Genomic DNA, 22,130 nt, shown 5'->3' with positions numbered 1-22,130 from the left:
GGTTACTTTCCGTTGCGGCTGTCGTACTGGTCGTATGCGTCGACGATACGGCCGACCAGCTTGTGACGGACCACGTCGGTGCTGGTGAGCATGGAGAAGTGCACGTCCTCGACGCCATCCAGGATCTCCCGCACCTGGCGCAGACCGCTCTTGGTCCCGCCGGGGAGGTCGATCTGGGTGATGTCGCCCGTGATCACTATCTTGGAGTCGAAGCCGAGCCGGGTGAGGAACATCTTCATCTGCTCGGGGTTCGTGTTCTGGGCCTCGTCGAGGATGATGAACGCGTCATTGAGCGTCCGGCCACGCATATACGCCAGCGGCGCGACCTCGATCGTGCCCGCGGCCATCAGGCGCGGGATGGAGTCGGGGTCGAGCATGTCGTGCAGCGCGTCGTAGAGCGGCCGCAGATACGGGTCGATCTTCTCGTAGAGGGTGCCGGGCAGGAAGCCGAGCCGCTCCCCCGCCTCGACCGCCGGCCGGGTGAGGATGATCCGGGTGACCTGCTTGGACTGCAGCGCCTGGACCGCCTTGGCCATGGCCAGATAGGTCTTGCCGGTGCCCGCCGGCCCGATGCCGAAGACAACCGTGTGCTTGTCGATGGCGTCGACATAGCGCTTCTGGTTGAGCGTCTTGGGACGGATGGTGCGACCGCGGTTGGAGAGGATGTTCTGAGTGAGCACCTCGGCAGGCGTCTCCTGCCCTCCGCCCTCTCCATTTTCGGCCGCGCGCAACATGGAGATCGAGCGCTCCACCGCATCCTCCGTCATCGGTTGACCGGTGCGGAGCACCAGCATCATCTCATCGAACAGACGCTGGACCAGGGCGACTTCCTTCGGATCCCCAGTGGCGCTGACTTGGTTGCCCCGTACGTGGATATCGGTCGCCGGGAACGCGTTCTCGATCACACGCAGCAGCGCGTCACCGGATCCCAGGACCATGACCATGGGGTGCTTGTTCGGGACCGTGAACTGCGCATGCGCCTGCGGTGCTGTGGTTGGTTGCGTCATGGGCCGGCTCTCTGGCCTGCTTCTACCTCCTGGCACAAAGGTTCTCGCCGCTCGACAACCTTGGCTACAAGGGTACGACGGAGCACCGACAAGACCCGAGCACTTTTACTCCTCATCCACTCATCACCGCACTCACCTGGGGCTCCCCCGCCCCGGCCGCTCCAGGGCCCGGGACCTCGGCGCTACGCCTGGCGGAAACCGATCGTCGGAACGGCCCGGCGCAGCGGCCACGGGCGGGCGGCGGCCGGGAGCAGCCGGTCGAGGAAGGCGTAGCGGCGCAGCGCGCGGCCGGGCTGGTCGTCGTAGGAGCGGGCGTGCTGCCACCAGGCGGCGATCTCGACCCAGCCGGGCGCGGACAGCGAGCCGCCGAACTCCTGCACCGACAGCGCGGCGGTCAGCCCGGCGAAGGCCAGCCGGTCGGCGAGCGGCCAGTCGGCGAGCGTGCCGGTGACGAACCCGGCGACGAACACGTCCCCGGCGCCGGTCGGGTCCAGGGCCTCCACGGAGATCGCGGGCACCTCGGCGGTCTCGCCGGTGCGGCCGTCGACAGCGTACGCCCCCTCGGAGCCGAGCGTGACGACGGCGAGCGGGACCAGGTCGGCGAGGGCCCGGGCGGCGGCGCGCGGGCAGTCGGTGCGGGTGTAGCGCATCGCCTCCTCCGCATTGGGCAGGAACGCCTCGCAGTGCTCCAGTTCGGCGAGGTCGGCCGGATCCCAGCGGCCGGTGTCGTCCCAGCCGACGTCCGCGAAGACCCTGCTGCCGCGGCGGGCGGCCTCGGCGACCCACTCCTGGCCGCGGCCGGGCACCAGGGAGGCCACGGCGGCGCGGGCCGGGGGCGGGCAGCTCGGCGCCGGCTCCTCGGGCGGCGGGGCCTCATGGCCATGGGAGACCATGGTCCGCTCGCCCTCGTAGGCCATCGAGACGGTCACCGGGGAGTGCCAGCCGGGGATCGTGCGGGAAAGCGAGAGATCGATGCCCTCGCCGCGGTCCAGGGCGTCCTGGCAGTAGTCCCCGTAGTGGTCGTCGCCGAAGGCGGCGGCGAGCGAGGTGCGCAGGCCGAGCCGGGCCAGGGCGGTGGCCATATTGGCGACGCCGCCGGGGCTCGACCCCATGCCGCGGGCCCACGATTCGGTGCCGCGGACGGGAGCGGTGTCCAGACCGGTGAAGATGATGTCCAGGAAGACGGTGCCGGTGAGATAGACGTCGCACGCCGGGTCACCGGGCCGGCGAACGGCCTCGAGCGGGTCGAGCAGGGGGTAACCCGCTGTGAGCTTGTCGCCGTTGTGTGTCGTCACCGCGCTCTCCCAGGTCTGACCGGTCCGCCTCCATCGTCGGATGCGGGTGCGGACAGTGTGCACGATGGCACGGACAACGGGCCGGGGACCGGGCAGGCGTCACCCCCTCGGGGCGTCCGTCGCCCCCACGACCCGGGCGGCCCCGCCGCGGCACGGGCCTGCACCGCCCCCCCACGGCCCGGGCGGCCCCGCCGCGGCGCCCTCAGCGCCGTTTGGGCAGCGCCACCGTCATCAGGTCCTCGGCGACCGTGAGCTCCCCCTCGAACCCGGCGGCCCGCGCCTGGCACTCGAAGTCGGACGGATCGCCGTAGCGCTGCGAGAAGTGCGTCAGCACCAGATGCCGCACCCCCGCCCCGGCGGCGACCCTGGCCGCCTGCCCGGCGGTCAGATGCCCGTACTCGACGGCCAGCGCCTCCTCCTCGTCCAGGAAGGTCGACTCGATGACCAGCAGATCGCACCCCTGCGCCAGCGCGAAGACGCCCTCGCACAGCCGGGTGTCCATGATGAACGCGAAGCGCTGCCCCCGGCGCACCTCGCTGACCTCTTCGAGCGTGACCGTACGCCCCTCGATCTCCAGCATCCGATCCCGCTGCAGCCGGCCGATCTCCGGGCCTCGGATGCCGAACGCGGCGAGCCGCTCGGGCAGCATCCTGCGGCCGTCCGGTTCGATCAGGCGATAGCCGTAGGACTCGACGGGGTGCGAGAGCCGGGCCGCCTCCAGCGTGTACGCGCGGGTGCGGGCCAGCACCGCGCCGTCACCGGCGACCGGCTCCTCGGTCAGCGCCACCGTCTCGCGGTAGGCGGTCGCGTACCGCAGCCGCTCGAAGAACCGCTGTCCGCTCGCCGGGTAGTGGGCGGTCACCCGGTGCGGCACCCGGTCGAGGTTGATCCGCTGGATCACCCCGGCCAGGCCCAGGGAGTGATCCCCGTGGAAGTGCGTGACGCAGATCCGGTCGATGTCGTGGGCGGCCACCCCGGCCCGCAGCATCTGGCGCTGGGTGCCCTCGCCGGGGTCGAACAGCAGGCCCTCGCCGTCCCAGCGCAGCAGATAGCCGTTGTGGTTGCGGTGCCGGGTCGGCACCTGGCTGGCGGTGCCGAGGACGATCAGTTCCCGTGCGGACAAGGGTTATCCGGGGGGCCAGTTGAGCCCGCGGCCGCCCAGGACGTGGGCATGGGCGTGGAAGACGGTCTGGCCGGCGCCGGAGCCGGTGTTGAACACCACGCGGTAGCCCGTCTCGACGAGCTTCTCATCGGCGGCGACCGCGCCCGCCTCGCGCAACACATCCGCGGCGCCCTGTGGTTCGGCCGCCGCGAGGGAGGCCGCGTCCGGGTAGTGCACCTTGGGGATCACCAGGATGTGCGTGGGCGCCTGGGGGTTTATGTCGCGGAAGGCGACGGTGGTGTCCGTCTCGCGGACGACGGTGGCCGGCACCTCCCCCGAGACAATCTTGCAGAACAGGCAGTCGGCCTGCGGTTCTCCCGCCACCGGTGGCTCCTTACGGATCGTCGGCACATACGGTCCGGATGGTACCGGGAGCCCCTGCCGACGGGAGAAATCACGGCCTATTCGCCCTGACCGCCGCCCTCGGTACCGCCCTTACCGGCGCTGTCCGCGGTACCGGCCTGACCGGCGCCGCCCTCGGTGGTCGGGTGGTCCCAGGGGGAGCTGCGGGTCGGCTGCGGGTCATCGGTGCTCGGGCGGTCCCACGGGTGGCTCCGGGTCGGCCCGGGGGCCTCGGTGGTCCGGTGGTCCCACGGGTGACTACGGGTCGGCTGCGGGCTCTCGGTGCTCGGGCGGTCCCACGGGTGACTGAGGGTCGGCCGGGGGCTGTCGGTGTCCGGGCCGCCGCCCTGGCACTCCCCGATCACCTGCGCCTCGAAGACCTTCCGGCCGTCCACCTCGCCGGTCACATCGCCCCGGACGCAGTGGTCCGCCCGTACATAGGTCACCCGGCCCTTGATCCTGATGTCCTTGTCGCTGTCGGTCCTGCCGTGGCAGTCCACCCGCGCGTCGGTCTCCCCGGAGCGCTCGCTCCGCGAGGGCGAAGCACCGGCCGTACGGCCGTTCTTGAACTCGGCGTTGCAGCTCATCCAGCGGACGCCGACACCGCCCCGCTCCAGCGCCTCCGTGACGACCTGGTCCGTGGTGATCGCGACCGTCACGGAGCTGATACCGCTCCCCGTCGGCTCACACGCCGTCACCGCGACCGCCGCGCCGACCGCCGCGACGGACAAGAGCGTCCGTCCCCGTCGTGCCTGACTCAATACCCCCATAGGGGATAGGTTCCCATCGGCCGACGCGTATCGGAAGGCCGTCCTCGGCCAGGTACGGGCGCACAGAAGCGCGAAGAGACCCCTAAGGGGTTTCTCACCCCAGAGGACCCTCTCATCCCCAGCGGCCGGTGCGGCCGAGCAGCAGCGCGGCGGCCGCCGTTCCGGCCGTGGAGGTGCGCAGCACGCTCGGGCCCAGCCGGTACGGCCGCGCGCCCGCCTCGGCGAAGGCCGCCAACTCCTCGGGGGACACGCCCCCTTCGGGCCCGACGACCAGCACGATCTCGCCACTCGCGGGCAGTTGGGCCGTCGCGAGCGGTTCCCCGCCCTCCTCGTGGAGCACGGCCGCGAACGCGGCTTCGGCGAGAAGCCGGGCAACCTGTTTGGTCGTCATCGCGTCCGTGACCTCGGGGAAGGTCAGCCGACGGGACTGCTTGCCCGCCTCGCGCGCGGTCGACCGCCACTTGCCGAGCGCCTTGAGGCCGCGCTCGCCCTTCCACTGGGTGATGCAGCGGGACGCCGACCACGGAACGACGGCGTCCACGCCGGTCTCCGTCATGGTCTCCACCGCCAGTTCGCCCCGGTCGCCCTTGGGCAGCGCCTGGACGACGGTGATCCTCGGATCCGGGGCCGGCTCCCGGCGCACCTCGTCCACCGCGACCTGCAGCCGGTCCTTGCCCTCGACGGCCGCCACGGTGCCCTGGACGCCCGTACCGTGGCCGTCCGTCACCACCACGGGCTCACCGACGCGCAGCCGCCTTACGGACACCGCGTGGCGCCCCTCCGGGCCGTCCAGCCAGACCCGGGCCCCCGTGGCCGCACCCGCCAGGGAGTCGGCCACGAACACCGGGGCGGTCACGACACCGCACCCCGCTGGGGCTGAAGGCCCAACTCGCCCCGTGCGGCGTCGAGTTCCACCGCGAGCGTCTCCACCAGCCGCGCGGCGGGCAACTCGCGCGCCAGCCGGTGCCCCTGCCCGGCCCACAGCGCCATCCCCTGCGGATCGCCCGCCTTGGCGGCCGCCTTACGGAGACCGGACGTCATGTGGTGCAGCTGGGGGTAGGCGGCGGGCGCGTGCGGGCCGTGCTCGCGCATGAAGCGGTTGACCAGGCCCCGGGCCGGGCGGCCGGAGAAGGCGCGGGTCAGCTCGGTCCGGCCGAACAGCGGATCCGTCATCGCCTGCTTGTGCAGGGCGTTCGCCCCGGACTCGGGGCACACCAGGAACGCGGTCCCCATCTGGGCCGCGACCGCGCCCGCGGCCAGCGCCGCGGCGATCTGCGAACCACGCATTATCCCGCCCGCCGCGATGATCGGGATCTGGACGTACTCACGGACCAGCGTGATCAGCGACAGCAGACCGAGCCCGGCGCCCATCCCGTCGACGGCCGGGTCATTGCTGTACGTGCCCTGATGGCCGCCCGCCTCCACGCCCTGCACACAGACGGCGTCGGCGCCCGCCCACTGGGCGGTCTGCGCCTCGACGGGCGAGGTCACGGTCACGATCGTGCGGGTGCCGGCCTTGGCGAAGGCGTCGAGGACCGCACGGGTCGGGCAGCCGAAGGTGAACGAGACGACCGGAACCGGGTTGTCGAGGAGTACGGCGAGCTTGGCGTCGTACGCGTCGTCCGAGCCCGCGTCCGGATCGCCCAGCGGAGTCTCGTACCAGGCCGCCTCGCCCGTGAGCCGTGCCCGGTAGGTCCCGACGGCGGCCGTGTCGGCGTTGGACGGCTGCGGCATGAACAGGTTGACACCGAAGTGCCGTCCGGTCAGCCCTCGCAGCTGTTTGATCTCCTCATACATCGCTTCCGGCGTCTTGTAGCCGGCAGCGAGGAAACCGAGGCCACCGGCCTCGGAGACAGTGGCGGCGAGCTGCGGGCAGGAGGCTCCACCCGCCATCGGCGCCTGCACGATCGGGTACCGGTAAAGATCGGTCAGCGCGGAGGACATGGCCACATCGTGCCATGCCCTCCACATGGGCTCACCACCGGATCAGCAGCGCTGCGGGCGTCAGCGGCGCCCTACGGGCCGCATCCCGGCCCGGAAGCGCCTACCGCCCGTTGAACGCGTCCTTCAAGCGCGAGAACAGCCCCTGCTGCCCCGGCTTGAATTCGCCGACCGGGCGCTCCTCACCGCGCAGCTTCGACAGCCGCCGCAGCAGCTCCTCCTGCTCCGGGTCGAGCTTGGTCGGGGTGGTCACCTCGACGTGCACGATCAGATCGCCCCGGCCGCCGCCCCGCAGATGGGTGACGCCGCGCTGGTGCAGCGGGATCGACTGGCCGGACTGGGTGCCGGGCCGGATGTCGACCTCCTCCAGGCCGTCCAGCGTCTCCAGCGGCACCTTGGTGCCCAGCGACGCCGCCGTCATCGGGATGGTCACCGTGCAGTGCATATCGTCGCCGCGCCGCTGGAAGACCGGGTGCGGGACCTCGTGGATCTCCACATACAGGTCGCCCGCCGGGCCGCCGCCGGGTCCGACCTCGCCCTCACCAGCCAGCTGGATCCGGGTGCCGTTGTCCACACCGGCGGGGATCTTCACGGTCAGGGTGCGCCGCGAGCGGATCCGGCCGTCGCCCGCGCACTCCGGGCACGGGGTCGGCACCACGGTGCCGAAGCCCTGGCACTGGGGGCACGGCCGCGAGGTCATGACCTGGCCCAGGAAGGACCGCGTCACCTGGGAGACCTCACCGCGGCCACGGCACATGTCACAGGTCTGCGCCGAGGTGCCCGGCGCCGCGCCCTCGCCGCTGCACGTGGTGCAGACGACCGCGGTGTCGACCTGGATGTCCTTGGTGGTCCCGAACGCGGCCTCGCTGAGCTCCACGTCCAGACGGATCATCGCGTCCTGACCGCGCCGGGTCCTGGAGCGCGGGCCGCGCTGCGAAGCGGTCCCGAAGAACGCGTCCATGATGTCCGAGAAGTTGCCGAAGCCCCCGCCGAAGCCGCCGGCGCCACCGCCGCCGGCCCCGGACATCGGGTCTCCGCCCAGGTCGTAGACCTGCTTCTTCTGTGGGTCCGACAAGACCTCGTAAGCGGCGTTGATCTCCTTGAACCGCTCCTGGGTCTTCGGATCCGGGTTCACATCCGGATGCAGCTCGCGTGCGAGCCGGCGGAATGCCTTCTTGATCTGGTCCTGCGAGGCATCACGCGGCACGCCCAGGACTGCGTAGTAGTCCGTCGCCACTTACGACTCCGCCAGGATCTGTCCGACGTAACGTGCCACTGCGCGTACCGCTCCCATCGTTCCGGGGTAGTCCATGCGGGTCGGTCCGACCACGCCGAGTTTGGCGACCGCCTCGTCGCCGGAACCGTAGCCGACCGCGACGACCGAGGTGGCGTTGAGCCCCTCGTGAGCATTCTCATGCCCGATCCGCACGGTCATACCCGAGTCCTTGGCCTCGCCCAGCAACTTGAGGAGGACGACATGCTCCTCCAGTGCCTCCAGGACGGGCCGGATCGTCAGGGGGAAATCATGCACGAAACGCGTGAGGTTCGCGGTGCCGCCGATCATCAGCCGCTCCTCGGTCTCCTCCACCAGCGTCTCGAGCAAGGTCGACAGCACGATCGAGACGGTCCCCCGGTCCTCCTGTTCGAAGGACTCCGGAAGATCCTGCACCAACTGCGGCACATCCGCGAAACGCCGACCCACGACCCGGCTGTTGAGCCGGGCGCGCAGATCGGCCAGCGAGTCCTCGGTGATCGGAGTGGGGCAGTCCACCATGCGCTGCTCCACCCGGCCGGTGTCGGTGATCAGCACCAGCATCACCCGGGCCGTGGCCAGCGGCAGCAGCTCCACATGGCGCACCGTCGAGCGGGTCAGCGATGGATACTGCACCACCGCCACCTGCCGGGTCAGCTGCGCCAGCAGCCGGACCGTGCGGCCCACCACGTCATCGAGGTCGACCGCACCGTCCAGGAAGTTCTGAATGGCCCGCCGCTCCGGGCTGGACAGCGGCTTCACTCCCGCCAGCTTGTCCACGAAGAGGCGATAGCCCTTGTCCGTGGGGATCCGCCCGGCGCTCGTATGCGGCTGGGCGATGAACCCCTCGTCCTCCAGAGCGGCCATGTCGTTACGCACCGTGGCCGGGGAGACCCCCAGCCGGTGCCGCTCGGTGAGCGCCTTGGAGCCGACCGGCTCCTCCGTCCCCACATAGTCCTGGACAATGGCACGCAGCACCTCGAGTCTGCGTTCGCTGAGCACCCCGCGCACCTCCAGTCCAGCGGTCTCATCAGGTCGTCCGCCTGGCACTCACTGGGCACGAGTGCCAGAGCCCCTCCGCCAGTGTACGGCGGGGTGCGGTGGCATGGGCAAGAGTCGCCGCTGGCAGCAACTCTCCCCCATCCCTGTTGAGCTAGCGTCGCGGTATGGAGACGTGTTGGGAAGAGGCAGGCTGGGAGCGGCTCGCGCCCGGTGTGGCCCGCCGTCGGTTGCCGGAGTGGGACGAAACGGTCGGCGTGGTCGTCGGCCGGACCGACATCCTCGTCGTGGACACCGGCGCGACCCTGCGCGCCGGTGCCGAGCTGCGCGCCCTGATCACCCGGCTGACCGGCCGCCGCCCCACCCGGATCGCGCTCACCCATCCGCACTTCGACCACGTCCTGGGCTCGGCCGCCTTCGCGGGCTGCGAGGTGTACGGGGCCACGGGCATGGACGAGCTGCTGCGCCGCGAGCGGGAGACGCTGCGCGAGGACGCGATCCGCCACGGGGTGGACCGGGACGCCGCCACCGAGGCCGTGGACCATCTGGTCGGCCCGCACCACCCGGTCTCCGGGGAGCTCACCCTCGACCTGGGCGACCGGCCGGTGCTGCTGGCCAATGTGGGGCCCGGCCACACCGCCCATGACCTGGCCGTTCTGGTGCCCGGCCGGCCCGAGGTGGTCTTCTGCGGCGATCTGGTGGAGGAGTCCGGCACGCCCCAGGCCGGACCGGACGCGATCCCGGGCCGCTGGCCCGCCGCCCTCGACCGGCTGCTCGCCCTCGGCGGCCCGGACGCGCGATACGTCCCGGGGCACGGCTCGGTCGTGGACGCCGCGTTCGTGCGGGCCCAACGTGACGAACTGGCGGCCCGCTTCGGCGTGTCCCTCTAGGCGTCCACCTAGTTGTCCGCACTACAGGAGTGGGCGGTCGTCGCGCGCTATCGTCATCCGGATGCGACAGTACGACCCGGACCTGACCCCGCCCTGGAAGCGGCAGCGGCCCGCCCCGGAGGTCCCCGCCGAACCGGACCTCGTCGTGGAGGAGGTCACCACCGGCTTCTGCGGCGCCGTGATCCGCTGCGAGAAGACCGCCCAGGGCCCCACGGTCACTCTGGAGGACCGCTTCGGCAAACATCGTGTCTTCCCCATGGAGGCGCGCGGTTTTCTCCTCGAGGGGCGTGTCGTCACCCTCGTACGCCCGCGCGCGGCGGCCCCCAGCGCGCCCCAGCGCACGGCCTCGGGGTCGATCGCCGTTCCGGGAGCGCGCGCGAGGGTCGCCCGTGCGGGGCGCATCTACGTCGAGGGGCGCCATGACGCGGAGCTGGTGGAGCGGGTCTGGGGCGACGATCTGCGCATCGAGGGCGTCGTCGTGGAGTACCTGGAGGGCGTCGACGACCTGCCCGCCATCGTCGATGACTTCTCCCCCGGCCCGGACGCCCGGCTCGGCGTCCTCGTCGACCACCTGGTGACGGGCTCCAAGGAGTCCCGTATCGCCGCGCAGGTCACCGGCGAGCAGGTGCTGGTCCTCGGCCACCCCTACATCGACATCTGGGAGGCCGTGAAGCCGTCGTCCGTCGGCATCCCGGCCTGGCCGACGGTGCCGCACGGCCAGGACTGGAAGAAGGGCGTCTGCCGTGCCCTGGGCTGGCCGGAGAACACCGGGGCCGCCTGGCAGCGGATCCTGTCCTCGGTCCACTCCTACAAGGACCTCCAGCCGGAGCTCCTGGGGAGGGTGGAGGAGTTGATCGACTTCGTGACGGCCCCGCAGGGCTGACGGCTCAGCTCTCAGTCCACCAGGTCGCGCACCACCGCGTCCGCCAGCAGCCGCCCGCGCAGCGTGAGCACGGCCCGCCCCCGTCCGTACGGCTCCGGGTCCAGCAGGCCGTCCTCCAGCGCCCGTGCCGCGGCTGCCGCCCCGGCCGGGCGCAGCAGCTCCAGCGGGCAGCCCTCGACCAGCCGCAGCTCCAGCAGGATCCGCTCCACCCGGCGCTCCTCGCCGGTCAGCAGCTCCCGGCCCGCGCCGGGCGACCGGCCCTCGCCCAGGGCCTGCGCATACGCCCCGGGGTGCTTCACGTTCCACCACCGCACGCCGCCCACGTGGCTGTGTGCGCCGGGGCCGGCGCCCCACCAGTCGGCGCCGCGCCAGTACAGCTCGTTGTGCCGGCAGCGCCCGGCGGGCGAGGTGGCCCAGTTGGAGACCTCGTACCAGGCGAACCCGGCGGCCGACAGGGTCTCCTCGGCGATCAGATAGCGGTCCGCGTGCACATCGTCGTCGGTCATCGAAACCTCGCCGCGCCGGATCCGCCGCGCCAGCTGGGTGCCCTCCTCCACGATCAGCGCATACGCCGACACATGGTCCGGCCCCGCGCCGAGCGCCGCCTCCAGGGAGGCCCGCCAGTCCGCGTCGCTCTCCCCCGGCGTCCCGTAGATCAGGTCCAGGTTCACATGGTCGAACCCGGCCGCCCGCGCCTCGGCCACGCACGCCTCCGGCCGCCCGGGGGTATGCGTACGGTCCAGCACCTTCAGAACGTGCTGCCGGGCGCTCTGCATCCCGAAGGAGATCCGGTTGAACCCCGCCTCCCGCAGCTCCGCCAGATAGCGCGGGTCGACCGACTCCGGATTCGCCTCGGTCGTGACCTCGACCCCCTCGGCCAGCCCGAACTCCTCCCGGATCGCCCCGAGCATCCGCCCGAGGTCCGCCGCGGCGAGCAGGGTCGGGGTCCCGCCGCCGACGAAGACGGTCTCCACGGGCCGCGGGTCCTCGCCCAGCACCTTCCGCGCCAGCCGCACCTCGTCGACGACCTGCTCGGCGTAGTTGTCCCGCGAGGCGAGCACACCGCCGGAGCCGCGCAGCTCACTGGCGGTGTAGGTGTTGAAGTCGCAGTAGCCGCAGCGGGTGGCGCAGTACGGCACATGCAGATAGAACCCCAGCGGCCGACGCTCCGCCCCCGCCAAAGCGGTCGCGGGCAGTGCGCCGTCCTCGGGCATGGGCTCACCATCTGGCAGTACGGAAGGCATGCCCCCATTGTCCGTCACGGCCCGCGCCGCCCAGGACCACGAGGTGCGGGCCCCGGAGCCCGGAGCCCGGGCCTGTCCGGGCCTGTCCGGGCCCGCCCGGGCCTGCCCGGCGGATCGTCGCCGCACAGGGCCTCGCCGGACGGGGCCTAGACCACCTTCAGGACCAGCATCGCCAGGTCGTCGTCCGGCGGCTCCGCCGCGAACTCGTCCACCGCCTGCCGCACCCGCTCCGCGACCTCCCGCGCGCTCAGCCCCGCGCACAGCGCGAACGCCGCCGCCAGGCCGTCCTCGTCGTCGAACTGCCGGTCGCCGGATCGGTGCTCCGTCACCCCGTCCGTCACACAGAGCAGCGTTTCCCCGGGCGCCAGATCGAACGATTCACTCTCGTACGTCACATCGTCCACAACGCCCAGCAGTATCTGCGGCGCCGCGACGGTCCGCACCTCGCCCTCGGGCCGCAGCACCAGCGGCAGCGGATGTCCCGCGCTGGCCAGCGTGCAGCGCACCCCCTGGCCCTCGCCCAGCGGCTCCAGCTCCCCGTACAGCAGCGACAGGAACCGCGCGACCCCGCCGCCCACCGGGAGCCCCGTGCCGACCAGGCCGCCGTCCATCAGCTCCACGACCCCGGCGGGGCCTCCCACGGCCTCCACACCGGCCGCCACGGCCTCCGCGGCGCCCTCGACCGCCTGTTCCACCGCCTCCTCGCCCAGGAGCTGGTTGAGCCGGTCCAGGACCTCTCCCACGCCGTACCCCTCGCGGGCGAGCAGCCGCAGCCAGGGCCGGACGAGGCCGGTCACCACGGCCGCCTCCGGGCCGTTTCCGCAGACGTCGCCCAGGACGAAGCACCAGCGGCCGTCACCGGCCGGGAAGACGTCGTAGAAGTCGCCCCCGGCCGAGATGTCGCCGGTCGGCTCGTACACGACCGCCGACTCGACGCCGGGGATGCGCGGGATGACGGACGGCAGCAGTCCGCGCTGCAGCACCCGGCTGATGGTCGCCTGCCGGGTGTAGCGGCGGGCGGAGGCGAGTGCCAGGGCGACGCGGCGGGCGAAGTCCTCGACCAGGCCGACCGCTTCGTCCGGCATCCGCACCAGCCCGGCCCGCCCCAGCAACAGCGTGCCGAGCGCCCGGCCGCCCGCGACCAGCCGGCAGGCGAGGGCCGCGCCGCCGGGCCCGTACGCGGCGGGGTCGGCCGGCCAGGGCCACTCCACGGCGCTGCCGCGGACGGCGGCGGGCACCTGGGGCGGCTCCTTCTCCAGCACCCGCCGCAGGCCCTCGATGCGCCCCTCGCTGGCGTGCCAGACCCGGGCCAGCCGCGGCGGGCCGCTCGTGGAGTCGAGCCAGATCGCGCACCAGTCGGCGAGCCGGGGCACCAGCAGCTGGCCGGCGAGCGAGGTCACCATGTCCTCGTCGAACTGCCCGGCCAGCAGGTCGGACGCCTCAGCGAGGAAGGAGAGCGCGCCGCGCTGGATCCAGTCGGGGTCGAGGCGGACGGGGGCGCGGCCCGGCGCGGGCGCGACGATCTCGACGGACTCCTTACGGCCTTCACAGACGACTCCCGCGCCCTCAGGGACGGGGCCCAGGCCCTCGCGGACGGCCCCCGCCCCGAACCCGCCCTCGGGCTCGGCCACGGTGGCGGTCGCCGGGTCCATGGCGGCCGCGGCGTCCATGAAGACCGAGCCCATGGTGCCCGTCCCCGCGGTGGCCGCCCCGGTGGGCGCCACCGCCATCTGGAACCACACCGACTTGGTCGCCCGCCGGTAGGTCGTCCCCCAGGACTCGGCGAGCTCGGCCACCAGGCGCAGCCCGTGGCCACCGGCGTACTCCGGCCGCTCGTCCGGATCCGGCGGATCGCCGCGCACCACCCGGGTGGGGTGGTGATCGGTCACCTCCACCACCAGGGACGGCGGTTCGCCCTCACGGTCCGACACATCGAGCGCACAGCTCACCTCGACGGCGGTGCCGGCGTGCACCACCGCGTTGGTGACCAGCTCGCTCACCAGCAGTATGGCCTCGTCCGCGACCCGGTCGGTGACCCGGTCGGCGGCCGGGACCTCGAGCGCGGCCCAGTCGGCGAGGGCGGCACGGACGAACCGGCGGGCGGCCGAGGCCGCGAGCGGAGTGCCGGGCAGGCTGACGCGCGCCGAGGCGCTGGTACGAACGGGGCCAATCCCACCCCCGACCGGTAGAACAACCCCACCGCCCTCAACCGACCCACCAGAAGTGGCAGAAGATGACGTCCCCACTGTGCGGCTCCTGAAGAAGCTCCGTCATAACGCCGTATCCGTAACCGTATCCGGCACGGACAGAGTGACAGACGGACCGCCCTCATATGCACCGGGTTACGCAAGTGAACCGCGATAAGGGGAAAATTCATGTGTCCGGCGGGCCGGTCAACCTGAAATCCGGTGCGGGGTCGTATCCTTGCCCGTTAAACCTCCCGCGTGCCCGCGTACATGTCCTCGATCAGGGCCTTGTACTCACGCTCGACCACCGGGCGCTTCAGCTTCAGGCTGGGCGTCAACTCCCCGTGTTCCACGTCGAGATCGCGCGGCAGCAGCCGGAACTTCTTGATCGTCTGCCAGCGCTGCAGTCCCTCGTTGAGCCGGAGCACATAGCTCTCGATCAGCTTCCGTGTCTCGTCGGTGGCCACGACCTCCGCGTAGGACTTGCCCCCGAGGCCGTGCTCGGCCGCCCACTTCATGATCGTCGGCTCGTCGAGGGCGATCAGCGCGGTGCAGTAGTTGCGGTCGGCACCGTGCACCAGGATGTTGGAGACGAACGGGCACACCGCCTTGAACTGGCCCTCGACCTCCGCCGGGGCGACGTACTTGCCGCCCGAGGTCTTGATCAGGTCCTTCTTGCGGTCGGTGATCCGCAGATAGCCGTCGGGGGAGAGCTCCCCGATGTCTCCGGTGTGGAACCAGCCGTCGGACTCCAGCACCTGCTCGGTCAGCTCCGGCAGCCCGTGGTAGCCCTGCATGATGCCGGGTCCGCGCAGCAGCACCTCGCCGTCCTCGGCGAACCGCACCTCCAGGCCGGGGAACGCCTTGCCGACCGTGCCCGTGCGGTAGTCCGCCGGGTTGAGGAAGCTGGCGGCGCTGGACTCGGTCAGGCCGTAGCCCTCCAGGATGTTGATCCCGGCGCCCGCGAAGAAGTAGCCGATGTCGGGGGCGAGCGCGGCGGAGCCGGACACCGCGGCCCGCAGCCGGCCGCCGAACGCCTCGCGCAGCTTGCCGTAGACCAGCTTGTCGGCCACCGCGTGCTGGGCCTTGAGGCCGAAGGGCACGGAGGCGGTGCCGGTGCGGCGGAAGGTGTCCTGCGAAGTCCTGGCGTACTCCCGGGAGACCTCGACGGCCCATTGGAAGATCTTGTACTTGGCCCCGCCGCCCTCGCGCGCCCGCTGGGCCACCCCGTTGTAGACCTTCTCGAAGATCCGAGGCACGGCGCACATATAGGTCGGCCGGACCACCGGCAGATTGTCGATGATCTTGTCGACCCGGCCGTCCACCGCCGTGGTGTGGCCGACGTAGATCTGCCCCGCCGTCAGCACCTTGCCGAAGACATGCGCGAGCGGCAGCCACAGGTACTGCACATCGTCGGGGTAGAGCAGCCCGTCCTGGGTGCCGATCACGATGGCCATGTACGACCAGGAGTCATGCGCCAGCCGTACGCCCTTGGGGCGCCCGGTGGTACCGGAGGTGTAGATGAGCGTCGCCAGCTGATCGCCGCGCAGGGCGTCCATGCGCTCCCGTACGGCGCCCGGCTCTCGCTCCAGACGGGCCGCGCCCCGCTTCTCCAGCTCGGCGAGCGAGAGCACCCAGCCCTCGGGGTCGTCCGCGGCGGGGACGGCGTCCCCGGCCTCGATCACCACCACATGGGCCAGCTCGGGGAGTTCCTCGCGCTGCGCCCGCACCTTGGCGAGCTGCGTCGCGTCCTCGGCGATCAGGACCCGGCTGCCGGAGTCGGAGAGGATGAAGGAGGTCTCGTCGGCGTTGGTGGTCGGGTAGACCGTGGTGGTGGCCGCGCCCGCGCACAGCACGCCGAGGTCGGCCAGGATCCATTCGACGCGGGTCGAGGAGGCCAGCGCCACCCGCTCCTCGGGGCGGATGCCCAGTTCGATCAGCCCGGCGGCGATGGCGAAGACCCGATCCGCGCTTTCCCGCCAGGTCAGCGGCCGCCAGTCATCGGGGCCGGTGCCCGAGGCGGGAGGCACCGGATAGCGGTACGCCTCCCCGTCCGGTGTCGCCTCGACGCGCTGGAGGAAGTGCGTCGCCAAAGACGGCGGCCGGTTCTCGAGCAAGATCTGTGTGTCGGTCACGGCATCCTCCGGGGCCCGCCTCATTGCTTGGTGACTCGCGAGTAACCTTCGAGTGGTGATCAGAGTAGGGGCCGAATCCTTACCGCGTAAGGGGGTCCGCGTCACGTTGTTCTCACGAGATGCCCAAGAGGTTCCCCCGCACACAGCAGGCCCGGCGCAACCATCGCACCAGGCCCGCTGACCGCACTCTCCCCGTGGGCTCCGCCCTCACCTTTGCCAGGGCTCCACGCCCGCCCGGGGCGGCTCCTATTTCTTCGCCTTGGCGTCCTTACCGTCGGAGTCGGAGGACAGCACCGCGATGAAGGCCTCCTGGGGAACCTCCACGTTGCCGACCATCTTCATCCGCTTCTTGCCTTCCTTCTGCTTCTCCAGCAGCTTCCGCTTACGGGAGATGTCACCGCCGTAGCACTTGGCGAGGACGTCCTTACGGATCGCACGGACCGTCTCACGGGCGATGACCCGGGAGCCGATGGCCGCCTGGATGGGCACCTCGAAGTTCTGCCGCGGGATGAGCTCGCGCAGCTTGGCGACCAGCCGGACGCCGTACGCGTACGCCTTGTCCTTGTGGGTGATCGCCGAGAACGCGTCCACCTTGTCGCCGTGCAGCAGGATGTCGACCTTGACCAGGTCCGAGGTCTGCTCACCGGTGGGCTCGTAGTCGAGCGAGGCATAGCCGCGGGTCTTGGACTTCAGCTGGTCGAAGAAGTCGAAGACGACCTCGGCCAGCGGCAGGGTGTAGCGGATCTCGACCCGGTCCTCGGAGAGGTAGTCCATGCCGAGCAGCACCCCGCGGCGGTTCTGGCACAGCTCCATGATCGCGCCGATGAACTCGCTCGGGGCGAGGATCGTGCCCCGGACGACCGGCTCGTGCACCGTGTCGATCTTGCCCACGGGGAACTCGCTGGGGTTGGTCACCGTGTGCTCGCTGCCGTCCTCCATCTCCACCCGGTAGACCACATTGGGCGCGGTGGCGATCAGGTCGAGATTGAATTCGCGCTCCAGGCGCTCACGGATGACCTCCAGGTGCAGCAGCCCGAGGAAGCCGACGCGGAAGCCGAAGCCGAGAGCGGCCGAGGTCTCCGGTTCATAGACCAGCGCGGCATCGTTGAGCTGCAGCTTGTCCAGGGCCTCGCGCAGCTCCGGGTAGTCGGAGCCGTCCAGCGGATACAGCCCCGAGAACACCATCGGCTTCGGGTCCTTGTAACCGCCCAGAGCCTCCTGCGCACCGCGGGTGACCTGGGTGATCGTGTCACCGACCTTGGACTGGCGGACGTCCTTCACACCGGTGATCAGATAGCCCACCTCGCCCACGGACAGCCCGTCGGCGGGGGTCATCTCCGGGGAGTTGGTGCCGATCTCCAGCAGCTCATGGGCGGCACCGGTGGACATCATCTTGATCCGCTCGCGCTTGCTGAGCGTGCCGTCGACGACCTTCACATAGGTCACCACGCCCCGGTAGGCGTCATAGACGGAGTCGAAGATCATCGCGCGGGCGGGGGCGTCATAAACGCCCACCGGGGACGGAACGAGCTCGACGACCCGGTCCAGCAGCTCGGCCACGCCCTCGCCGGTCTTCGCGGAGACCCTGAGCACGTCGGAGGTGTCGCAGCCGATGAGATGGGCCAGCTCGGCGGCGTACTTCTCGGGCTGGGCGGCGGGCAGGTCGATCTTGTTGAGGACCGGGATGATCGTGAGGTCGTTCTCCATCGCCAGATAGAGGTTGGCGAGGGTCTGGGCCTCGATGCCCTGGGCCGCGTCGACCAGCAGGATGCAGCCCTCACAGGCGGCGAGGGAGCGCGAGACCTCATAGGTGAAGTCCACATGGCCGGGGGTGTCGATCATGTTGAGGATATGGGTGGCCGACTCGCCGCCCTCATCCTTCGTCGGCGCCCAGGGCAGCCGGACCGCCTGGGACTTGATCGTGATGCCGCGCTCGCGCTCGATGTCCATGCGGTCGAGGTACTGCGAGCGCATCTGCCGCTGATCAACCACACCGGTCAGCTGGAGCATGCGGTCGGCGAGCGTCGACTTGCCGTGGTCGATGTGCGCGATGATGCAGAAGTTACGGATCAGAGCCGGATCGGTACGGCTAGGCTCCGGCACATTGGTAGGGGTCGCGGGCACGCAGGGTCCTGTGTCTAGGCGGGACTCGGTGTTATCGGTATGGGTCAGTCCCGTCCATGGTCCCATGAATGGCGACCTCTTCCGGGTTTGGGACGCCATGGACCCTGCTGGTAACCTGGCCGACTGTGTCTCGTGCCCCTCGCTGACGGACATCTCCATGGACTCTCATGGACACCTCCACGGGCACGGACGCACACCGAAGCAAGCGAAACCCAACGAACCTGCGAAGGCTTTCTACGTGGCGAACATCAAGTCCCAGATCAAGCGGAACAAGACGAACGAGAAGGCGCGCCAGCGCAACAAGGCGGTCAAGTCCGAGCTGAAGACCGCCATCCGCCGCACCCGCGAGGCCGTGGCCGCCGGTGACGCCGAGAAGGCCACCGAAGCCGCCCGCGCCGCCGCGCGCAAGCTCGACAAGGCCGTCAGCAAGGGTGTTCTGCACAAGAACAACGCCGCCAACAAGAAGTCGGCGATCGCCCAGCAGGTCGCCGGCCTCAAGGGCTGACACCCTCCCGGCTGATCTCGAAGGCTGACCCTTCCGGGGCACACCGCCCCACCCCGCCGCCGGTTTGGGCACAGCGGTCCCTCTCACCCGCTCCGACCGGCAGCCGAGAGCTTCTTCAGCTCTCTCAGCGGCACCGCGCCGCACGCGGCCTGCGTTCGCCACGCGGGTGCGGCGCACTCGATCGACACGAAGGCCCCGCGCCTGTTCTTTCCCCAAGGACAGGGCGGGGCTTTCGCGCTTAATTCGGGTATGTTCACGTCATGTCGACACCGGGGGAAACACCCAATCCGTACGGCCCGCCGCAGCCGCCCCAACCCCCTCAGCCACCTCAGCAGAGCCCTCCGCAGAGTGCGCCGCAGAGCCCGCCGGAGATTCTGTCGCAGGGGCGCCAGGAATCACCGCAGGGGCCGCCGCAGAGCCCGCCGCCCGGCCCGTACGGTCAGGTGCCGCCCCAGCCCCAGCCGCCCCAGCACCATCCGTACGCGTACGCCCAGCCGACGATGCCTTCCCTCCCCCTGGGCGGTGGGTACGGGCCGATGAGCATGCCACCCGGGGCGCCGCCCACCGGCTCCGGAGGCGGCGGCAAGGGCTGGCTGTGGGGGCTGGGCGGGGCCGTGGTCGCCTCGGCGGTCTGGGCCGGGGTGCTGTTCGCCACCGGAGGGTTCGAGGACGAGGCGAAGGCCGATCTCGCGGGCTACCGCTATCGGACCAATCTGTGCACCCCGACGGATACCCAGCCCTTCGAGGACGCCGGGTACGAGCAGAAGGACGAGAGCGGGTCGACGTCGACATCGACGTCGAACCCGCAGCACAGCAGCTCCGAGAACGCCGCGCTGGACTCGATGACCTGCAATATCGACTTCGAGCCGAGCGGCTCGAGCAGCAGCGACTACTCCTCGGTCTGGCTCTACACCACGGCGTCGCTGCACAAGAAGACCAACCCCGGGCCGGAGTTCGAGGCCCAGTACCGGTCGTACGAGGACCAGAAGACGTCCACGTACAGCTACGAGGTGAGCCCGGTCAGCGGGCTGGGCGACGAAGCGTATGTGGTGAAGCAGAACAACAGCAGCAGCTCCAACACCGGCGCCTATGTGATCCTCGCCGTGCGGGACGGCTGGATGACCTATCAGTCGACCTGGTCGCAGTATGTGTCGTCCTCGTCCAGCGCCTCGGCCAAGACACCCGAGGAAGCCACCGAGCTGCTCAAGAAGAGCGCCAAGGCGACGCTGGAGAAGATGAAGGAGTAACTCGCGGGCCTGAGCCGGGCCGTCGCTCCGATCGGAAGCGGATGCGGATGCGGATTGCCCGCGGCACCTCGGCCAGGGCCTAGGGCTGACCTCGGCCCGCGGCCTACGGCTGACCTCGGCCCGCCCGGGCGGCGCGGACGATCGTGACGACCGCCTTCTCCAGGGCATACGCCGGATCGTCTCCGCCGCCCTTGACCCCCGCGTCGGCCTCGGCGACGGCGCGCAGCGCGACCGCCACTCCATCCGCCGACCAGCCGCGCATCTGCTGCCGCACCCGGTCTATCTTCCATGGCGGCATGCCCAGCTCACGGGCGAGATCGCCGGGGCGGGCGCCGCGCGGTGCGGAGGCCAGCTTGCCGATCGCGCGGACGCCCTGGGCCAGGGCGCTGGTGATCAGCACCGGCGGCACCCCGGTGGAGACGGCCCAGCGCAGCGCCTCCAGCGCCTCGGCCGCACGCCCCTCGACGGCGCGGTCGGCGACGGTGAAGCTGGACGCCTCGGCGCGGCCGGTGTAGTAGCGCGCGACGATGGCCTCGTCGATCGTGCCCTCGACATCGGCCACGAGCTGGGAGACCGCGCTGGCCAGCTCGCGCAGATCGCTCCCGATGGCGTCGACCAGAGCCTGGCATGCCTCGGGGGTGGCGGACCGGCCGGTGGCCCGGAACTCCGAGCGCACGAACGCCAGTCGGTCGGCGGGCTTGGTCATCTTCGGGCAGGCGACCTCGCGCGCCCCGGCCTTACGGGCGGCGTCGAGCAGCCCCTTGCCCTTGGCCGCGCCCGCGTGCAGCAGCACCAGCGTGATCTCCTCGGCCGGGGCGCCGAGATAGCCCTTCACGTCCTTGATCGTGTCGGCCGACAGATCCTGTGCGCTCCGCACCACGACCACCTTGCGCTCGGCGAAGAGCGAGGGGCTGGTGAGCTCGGCGAGGGTGCCGGGCTGGAGCGCGTCGGGCGTCAGGTCGCGCACATCGGTGTCGGGGTCGGCCGCGCGGGCAGCCGCCACCACCTGCTGCACGGCGCGGTCGAGCAGCAGCTCCTCCTGGCCCACGGCGAGCGTCACGGGGGCGAGCGGATCGTCGGTCGTCGTCTTCCTGGCCATCGCGGTCCAGCATCCCACGGACCACCGACAACCCCGCCGCGTGCTGCCGCCCGGATGTCCGACAATGTTCCGGTGATCGATGAAGGACTGACCGGCGCCCGGCACATCCTGGTGCTGCCCGACCGCGACGCCGCGGAGGAGGTGGCCGAGGCGCTGCCGGAGCGCTTCGGCATTGCCCAGGAGCCCCAGCTGGTGCGGGACGCGCTGGCGGGCGAGGACGACGCCGAGGACGCCCAGTGGCTGGTGGTGATCGAGGACCCGGCCGGGGGCCTGGACCCGGCGGCGCTGGACGCGTTCGCGGACGAGTACGAGGGCTGGCTGGAGGCCGAATAGCCTGGCGCCTGGCCAGGGTCATGGCTCATCGTGGTCACTGAAAATGGCCACTAAAGGTGGTCGCTGAAGGTGGCCACTGACGAGGGGGGTTCCAAGGATGAGTGGGACAGTGACGGCAGTCAGCAGCAACGGCGAGTACTCGTTCACCAAGCCGAACCGGGACGGCATCACACTGCTCGCCGGCCTCGGTGTCGAGGGCGACGTACACGCCGGTGTGACCGTCAAGCACCGCTCGCGCGTCGCACAGGACCCCACCCAGCCGAACCTGCGCCAAGTCCACCTCATCCATGAGGAGCTCTTCGCCGAGGTCGGTGCGGAGGGATTCACGGTGGTGCCCGGTGACCTGGGCGAGAACATCACCACCCGCGGTATCGATCTGCTCGGCCTGCCGGTCGGCACGCTGTTGCGCATCGGCGATGACGCGGTGCTGGAGGTCACCGGCCTCCGCAATCCCTGCCTGCAGATCGACAACTTCCAGAACGGGCTCCTGAAGCAGGTCGTCGGCCGCGATGGGGCCGGGAACATCGTGCGCAAGGCCGGAATCATGAGCATCGTGAAGGAGGGCGGCACGGTGCGCCCGGGCGACACGATCACAGCAGAGCTCCCCACCGGCCCCCACCGCCCCCTGGACCGGGTCTGACGGCTTCCCCGCGGGGCGGGATCGCCCTGGGCTCTCTTCCGGAAGCGCTCGAATTCCCGTGCGCGACATCGGGCCG

Annotated in this window: 20 protein-coding genes; 6 read left to right on the top strand and 14 right to left on the bottom strand. The window is 71.0% G+C overall.

The annotated features are described in order from the left end of the window. Window positions 1-2: 2 nt before the first annotated feature. From ACFYOY_RS17195 to hrcA, 9 genes are all read right to left on the bottom strand, one after another. A complete protein-coding gene (locus ACFYOY_RS17195; protein WP_093461702.1) occupies window positions 3-1,007 on the bottom strand; it encodes a PhoH family protein in 1,005 nt (334 codons plus the stop codon). Window positions 1,008-1,189: 182 nt separating this feature from the next. After that, window positions 1,190-2,302, bottom strand: a complete 1,113-nt coding sequence (locus ACFYOY_RS17190; protein ID WP_093461703.1) for a PfkB family carbohydrate kinase — start codon at window positions 2,300-2,302, stop codon at window positions 1,190-1,192. A gap of 202 nt (window positions 2,303-2,504) precedes the next feature. Next, window positions 2,505-3,425 carry a ribonuclease Z gene (locus ACFYOY_RS17185; protein ID WP_351882531.1) on the bottom strand — a complete coding sequence of 307 codons (921 nt, stop codon included), beginning with the start codon at window positions 3,423-3,425 and terminating at the stop codon, window positions 2,505-2,507. A 3-nt stretch (window positions 3,426-3,428) separates the two neighbouring features. Continuing rightward, complete coding sequence (locus ACFYOY_RS17180; RefSeq protein ID WP_351882529.1) at window positions 3,429-3,788, bottom strand: histidine triad nucleotide-binding protein; 360 nt, start codon at window positions 3,786-3,788, stop codon at window positions 3,429-3,431. A 77-nt stretch (window positions 3,789-3,865) separates the two neighbouring features. Continuing rightward, entirely contained in the window at window positions 3,866-4,537 is a 672-nt protein-coding gene (locus ACFYOY_RS17175) for a hypothetical protein (RefSeq protein ID WP_351882527.1), read from the bottom strand. A gap of 151 nt (window positions 4,538-4,688) precedes the next feature. Further along, complete coding sequence (locus ACFYOY_RS17170; protein ID WP_351882525.1) at window positions 4,689-5,432, bottom strand: 16S rRNA (uracil(1498)-N(3))-methyltransferase; 744 nt, start codon at window positions 5,430-5,432, stop codon at window positions 4,689-4,691. Continuing rightward, complete coding sequence (locus ACFYOY_RS17165) at window positions 5,429-6,520, bottom strand: nitronate monooxygenase (RefSeq protein WP_351882523.1); 1,092 nt, start codon at window positions 6,518-6,520, stop codon at window positions 5,429-5,431. The genes ACFYOY_RS17170 and ACFYOY_RS17165 overlap by 4 nt, the downstream gene beginning before the upstream one ends. A 100-nt stretch (window positions 6,521-6,620) precedes the next feature. Then, entirely contained in the window at window positions 6,621-7,754 is a 1,134-nt protein-coding gene (gene dnaJ / locus ACFYOY_RS17160; protein ID WP_093461711.1) for a molecular chaperone DnaJ, read from the bottom strand. Continuing rightward, entirely contained in the window at window positions 7,755-8,771 is a 1,017-nt protein-coding gene (gene hrcA / locus ACFYOY_RS17155; protein WP_014060643.1) for a heat-inducible transcriptional repressor HrcA, read from the bottom strand. It abuts the gene before it with no gap. 164 nt (window positions 8,772-8,935) lie between these two features. On the opposite strand from hrcA, the gene ACFYOY_RS17150 reads away from it, so the two are divergent. Next, window positions 8,936-9,658 carry an MBL fold metallo-hydrolase gene (locus tag ACFYOY_RS17150; RefSeq protein WP_351882520.1) on the top strand — a complete coding sequence of 241 codons (723 nt, stop codon included), beginning with the start codon at window positions 8,936-8,938 and terminating at the stop codon, window positions 9,656-9,658. Between the two features lie 61 nt (window positions 9,659-9,719). Continuing rightward, complete coding sequence (locus ACFYOY_RS17145; RefSeq protein ID WP_351882518.1) at window positions 9,720-10,541, top strand: DUF3097 domain-containing protein; 822 nt, start codon at window positions 9,720-9,722, stop codon at window positions 10,539-10,541. Window positions 10,542-10,552: 11 nt separating this feature from the next. On the opposite strand, the gene hemW is transcribed toward ACFYOY_RS17145, so the two are convergent. From hemW to lepA, 4 genes are all read right to left on the bottom strand, one after another. Continuing rightward, a complete protein-coding gene (gene hemW, locus ACFYOY_RS17140) occupies window positions 10,553-11,785 on the bottom strand; it encodes a radical SAM family heme chaperone HemW (protein ID WP_351882516.1) in 1,233 nt (410 codons plus the stop codon). A 146-nt stretch (window positions 11,786-11,931) separates the two neighbouring features. Next, complete coding sequence (locus ACFYOY_RS17135) at window positions 11,932-14,031, bottom strand: SpoIIE family protein phosphatase (protein WP_388587785.1); 2,100 nt, start codon at window positions 14,029-14,031, stop codon at window positions 11,932-11,934. 185 nt (window positions 14,032-14,216) lie between these two features. After that, window positions 14,217-16,106, bottom strand: coding sequence for a long-chain fatty acid--CoA ligase (locus ACFYOY_RS17130; RefSeq protein ID WP_351882512.1), 1,890 nt, complete (start codon window positions 16,104-16,106; stop codon window positions 14,217-14,219). Window positions 16,107-16,352: 246 nt separating this feature from the next. Next, entirely contained in the window at window positions 16,353-18,230 is a 1,878-nt protein-coding gene (gene lepA, locus ACFYOY_RS17125; RefSeq protein ID WP_351882510.1) for a translation elongation factor 4, read from the bottom strand. Between the two features lie 238 nt (window positions 18,231-18,468). Between lepA and rpsT the strand changes: the two genes are divergently transcribed. Both rpsT and ACFYOY_RS17115 read left to right on the top strand, forming a co-directional pair. After that, complete coding sequence (gene rpsT / locus ACFYOY_RS17120; protein ID WP_059147918.1) at window positions 18,469-18,735, top strand: 30S ribosomal protein S20; 267 nt, start codon at window positions 18,469-18,471, stop codon at window positions 18,733-18,735. A gap of 536 nt (window positions 18,736-19,271) precedes the next feature. Continuing rightward, on the top strand, window positions 19,272-19,982 hold the full coding sequence (locus ACFYOY_RS17115) for a hypothetical protein (protein ID WP_351882508.1): 711 nt from the start codon (window positions 19,272-19,274) through the stop codon (window positions 19,980-19,982). A gap of 103 nt (window positions 19,983-20,085) precedes the next feature. Here ACFYOY_RS17115 and holA read toward each other — a convergent pair whose 3' ends face one another. Further along, the gene (gene holA, locus ACFYOY_RS17110; RefSeq protein ID WP_351882506.1) at window positions 20,086-21,081 is read right to left on the bottom strand and encodes a DNA polymerase III subunit delta; all 996 of its coding nucleotides are present in this window, start codon (window positions 21,079-21,081) and stop codon (window positions 20,086-20,088) included. 54 nt (window positions 21,082-21,135) lie between these two features. Between holA and ACFYOY_RS17105 the strand changes: the two genes are divergently transcribed. Together ACFYOY_RS17105 and ACFYOY_RS17100 are read left to right on the top strand one after the other, a co-directional pair. Further along, on the top strand, window positions 21,136-21,414 hold the full coding sequence (locus ACFYOY_RS17105; RefSeq protein WP_388587779.1) for a hypothetical protein: 279 nt from the start codon (window positions 21,136-21,138) through the stop codon (window positions 21,412-21,414). Window positions 21,415-21,511: 97 nt separating this feature from the next. Next, window positions 21,512-22,054 carry an MOSC domain-containing protein gene (locus ACFYOY_RS17100; RefSeq protein ID WP_351882504.1) on the top strand — a complete coding sequence of 181 codons (543 nt, stop codon included), beginning with the start codon at window positions 21,512-21,514 and terminating at the stop codon, window positions 22,052-22,054. Window positions 22,055-22,130: the final 76 nt, after the last annotated feature.

The organism is Streptomyces sp. NPDC007875 (assembly GCF_042868035.1).
Lineage (GTDB): Bacteria > Actinomycetota > Actinomycetes > Streptomycetales > Streptomycetaceae > Streptomyces > Streptomyces antimycoticus.
Note: the sequence above shows the minus strand (reverse complement) of the source record. Positions and strands in the feature narration are given on the sequence as shown.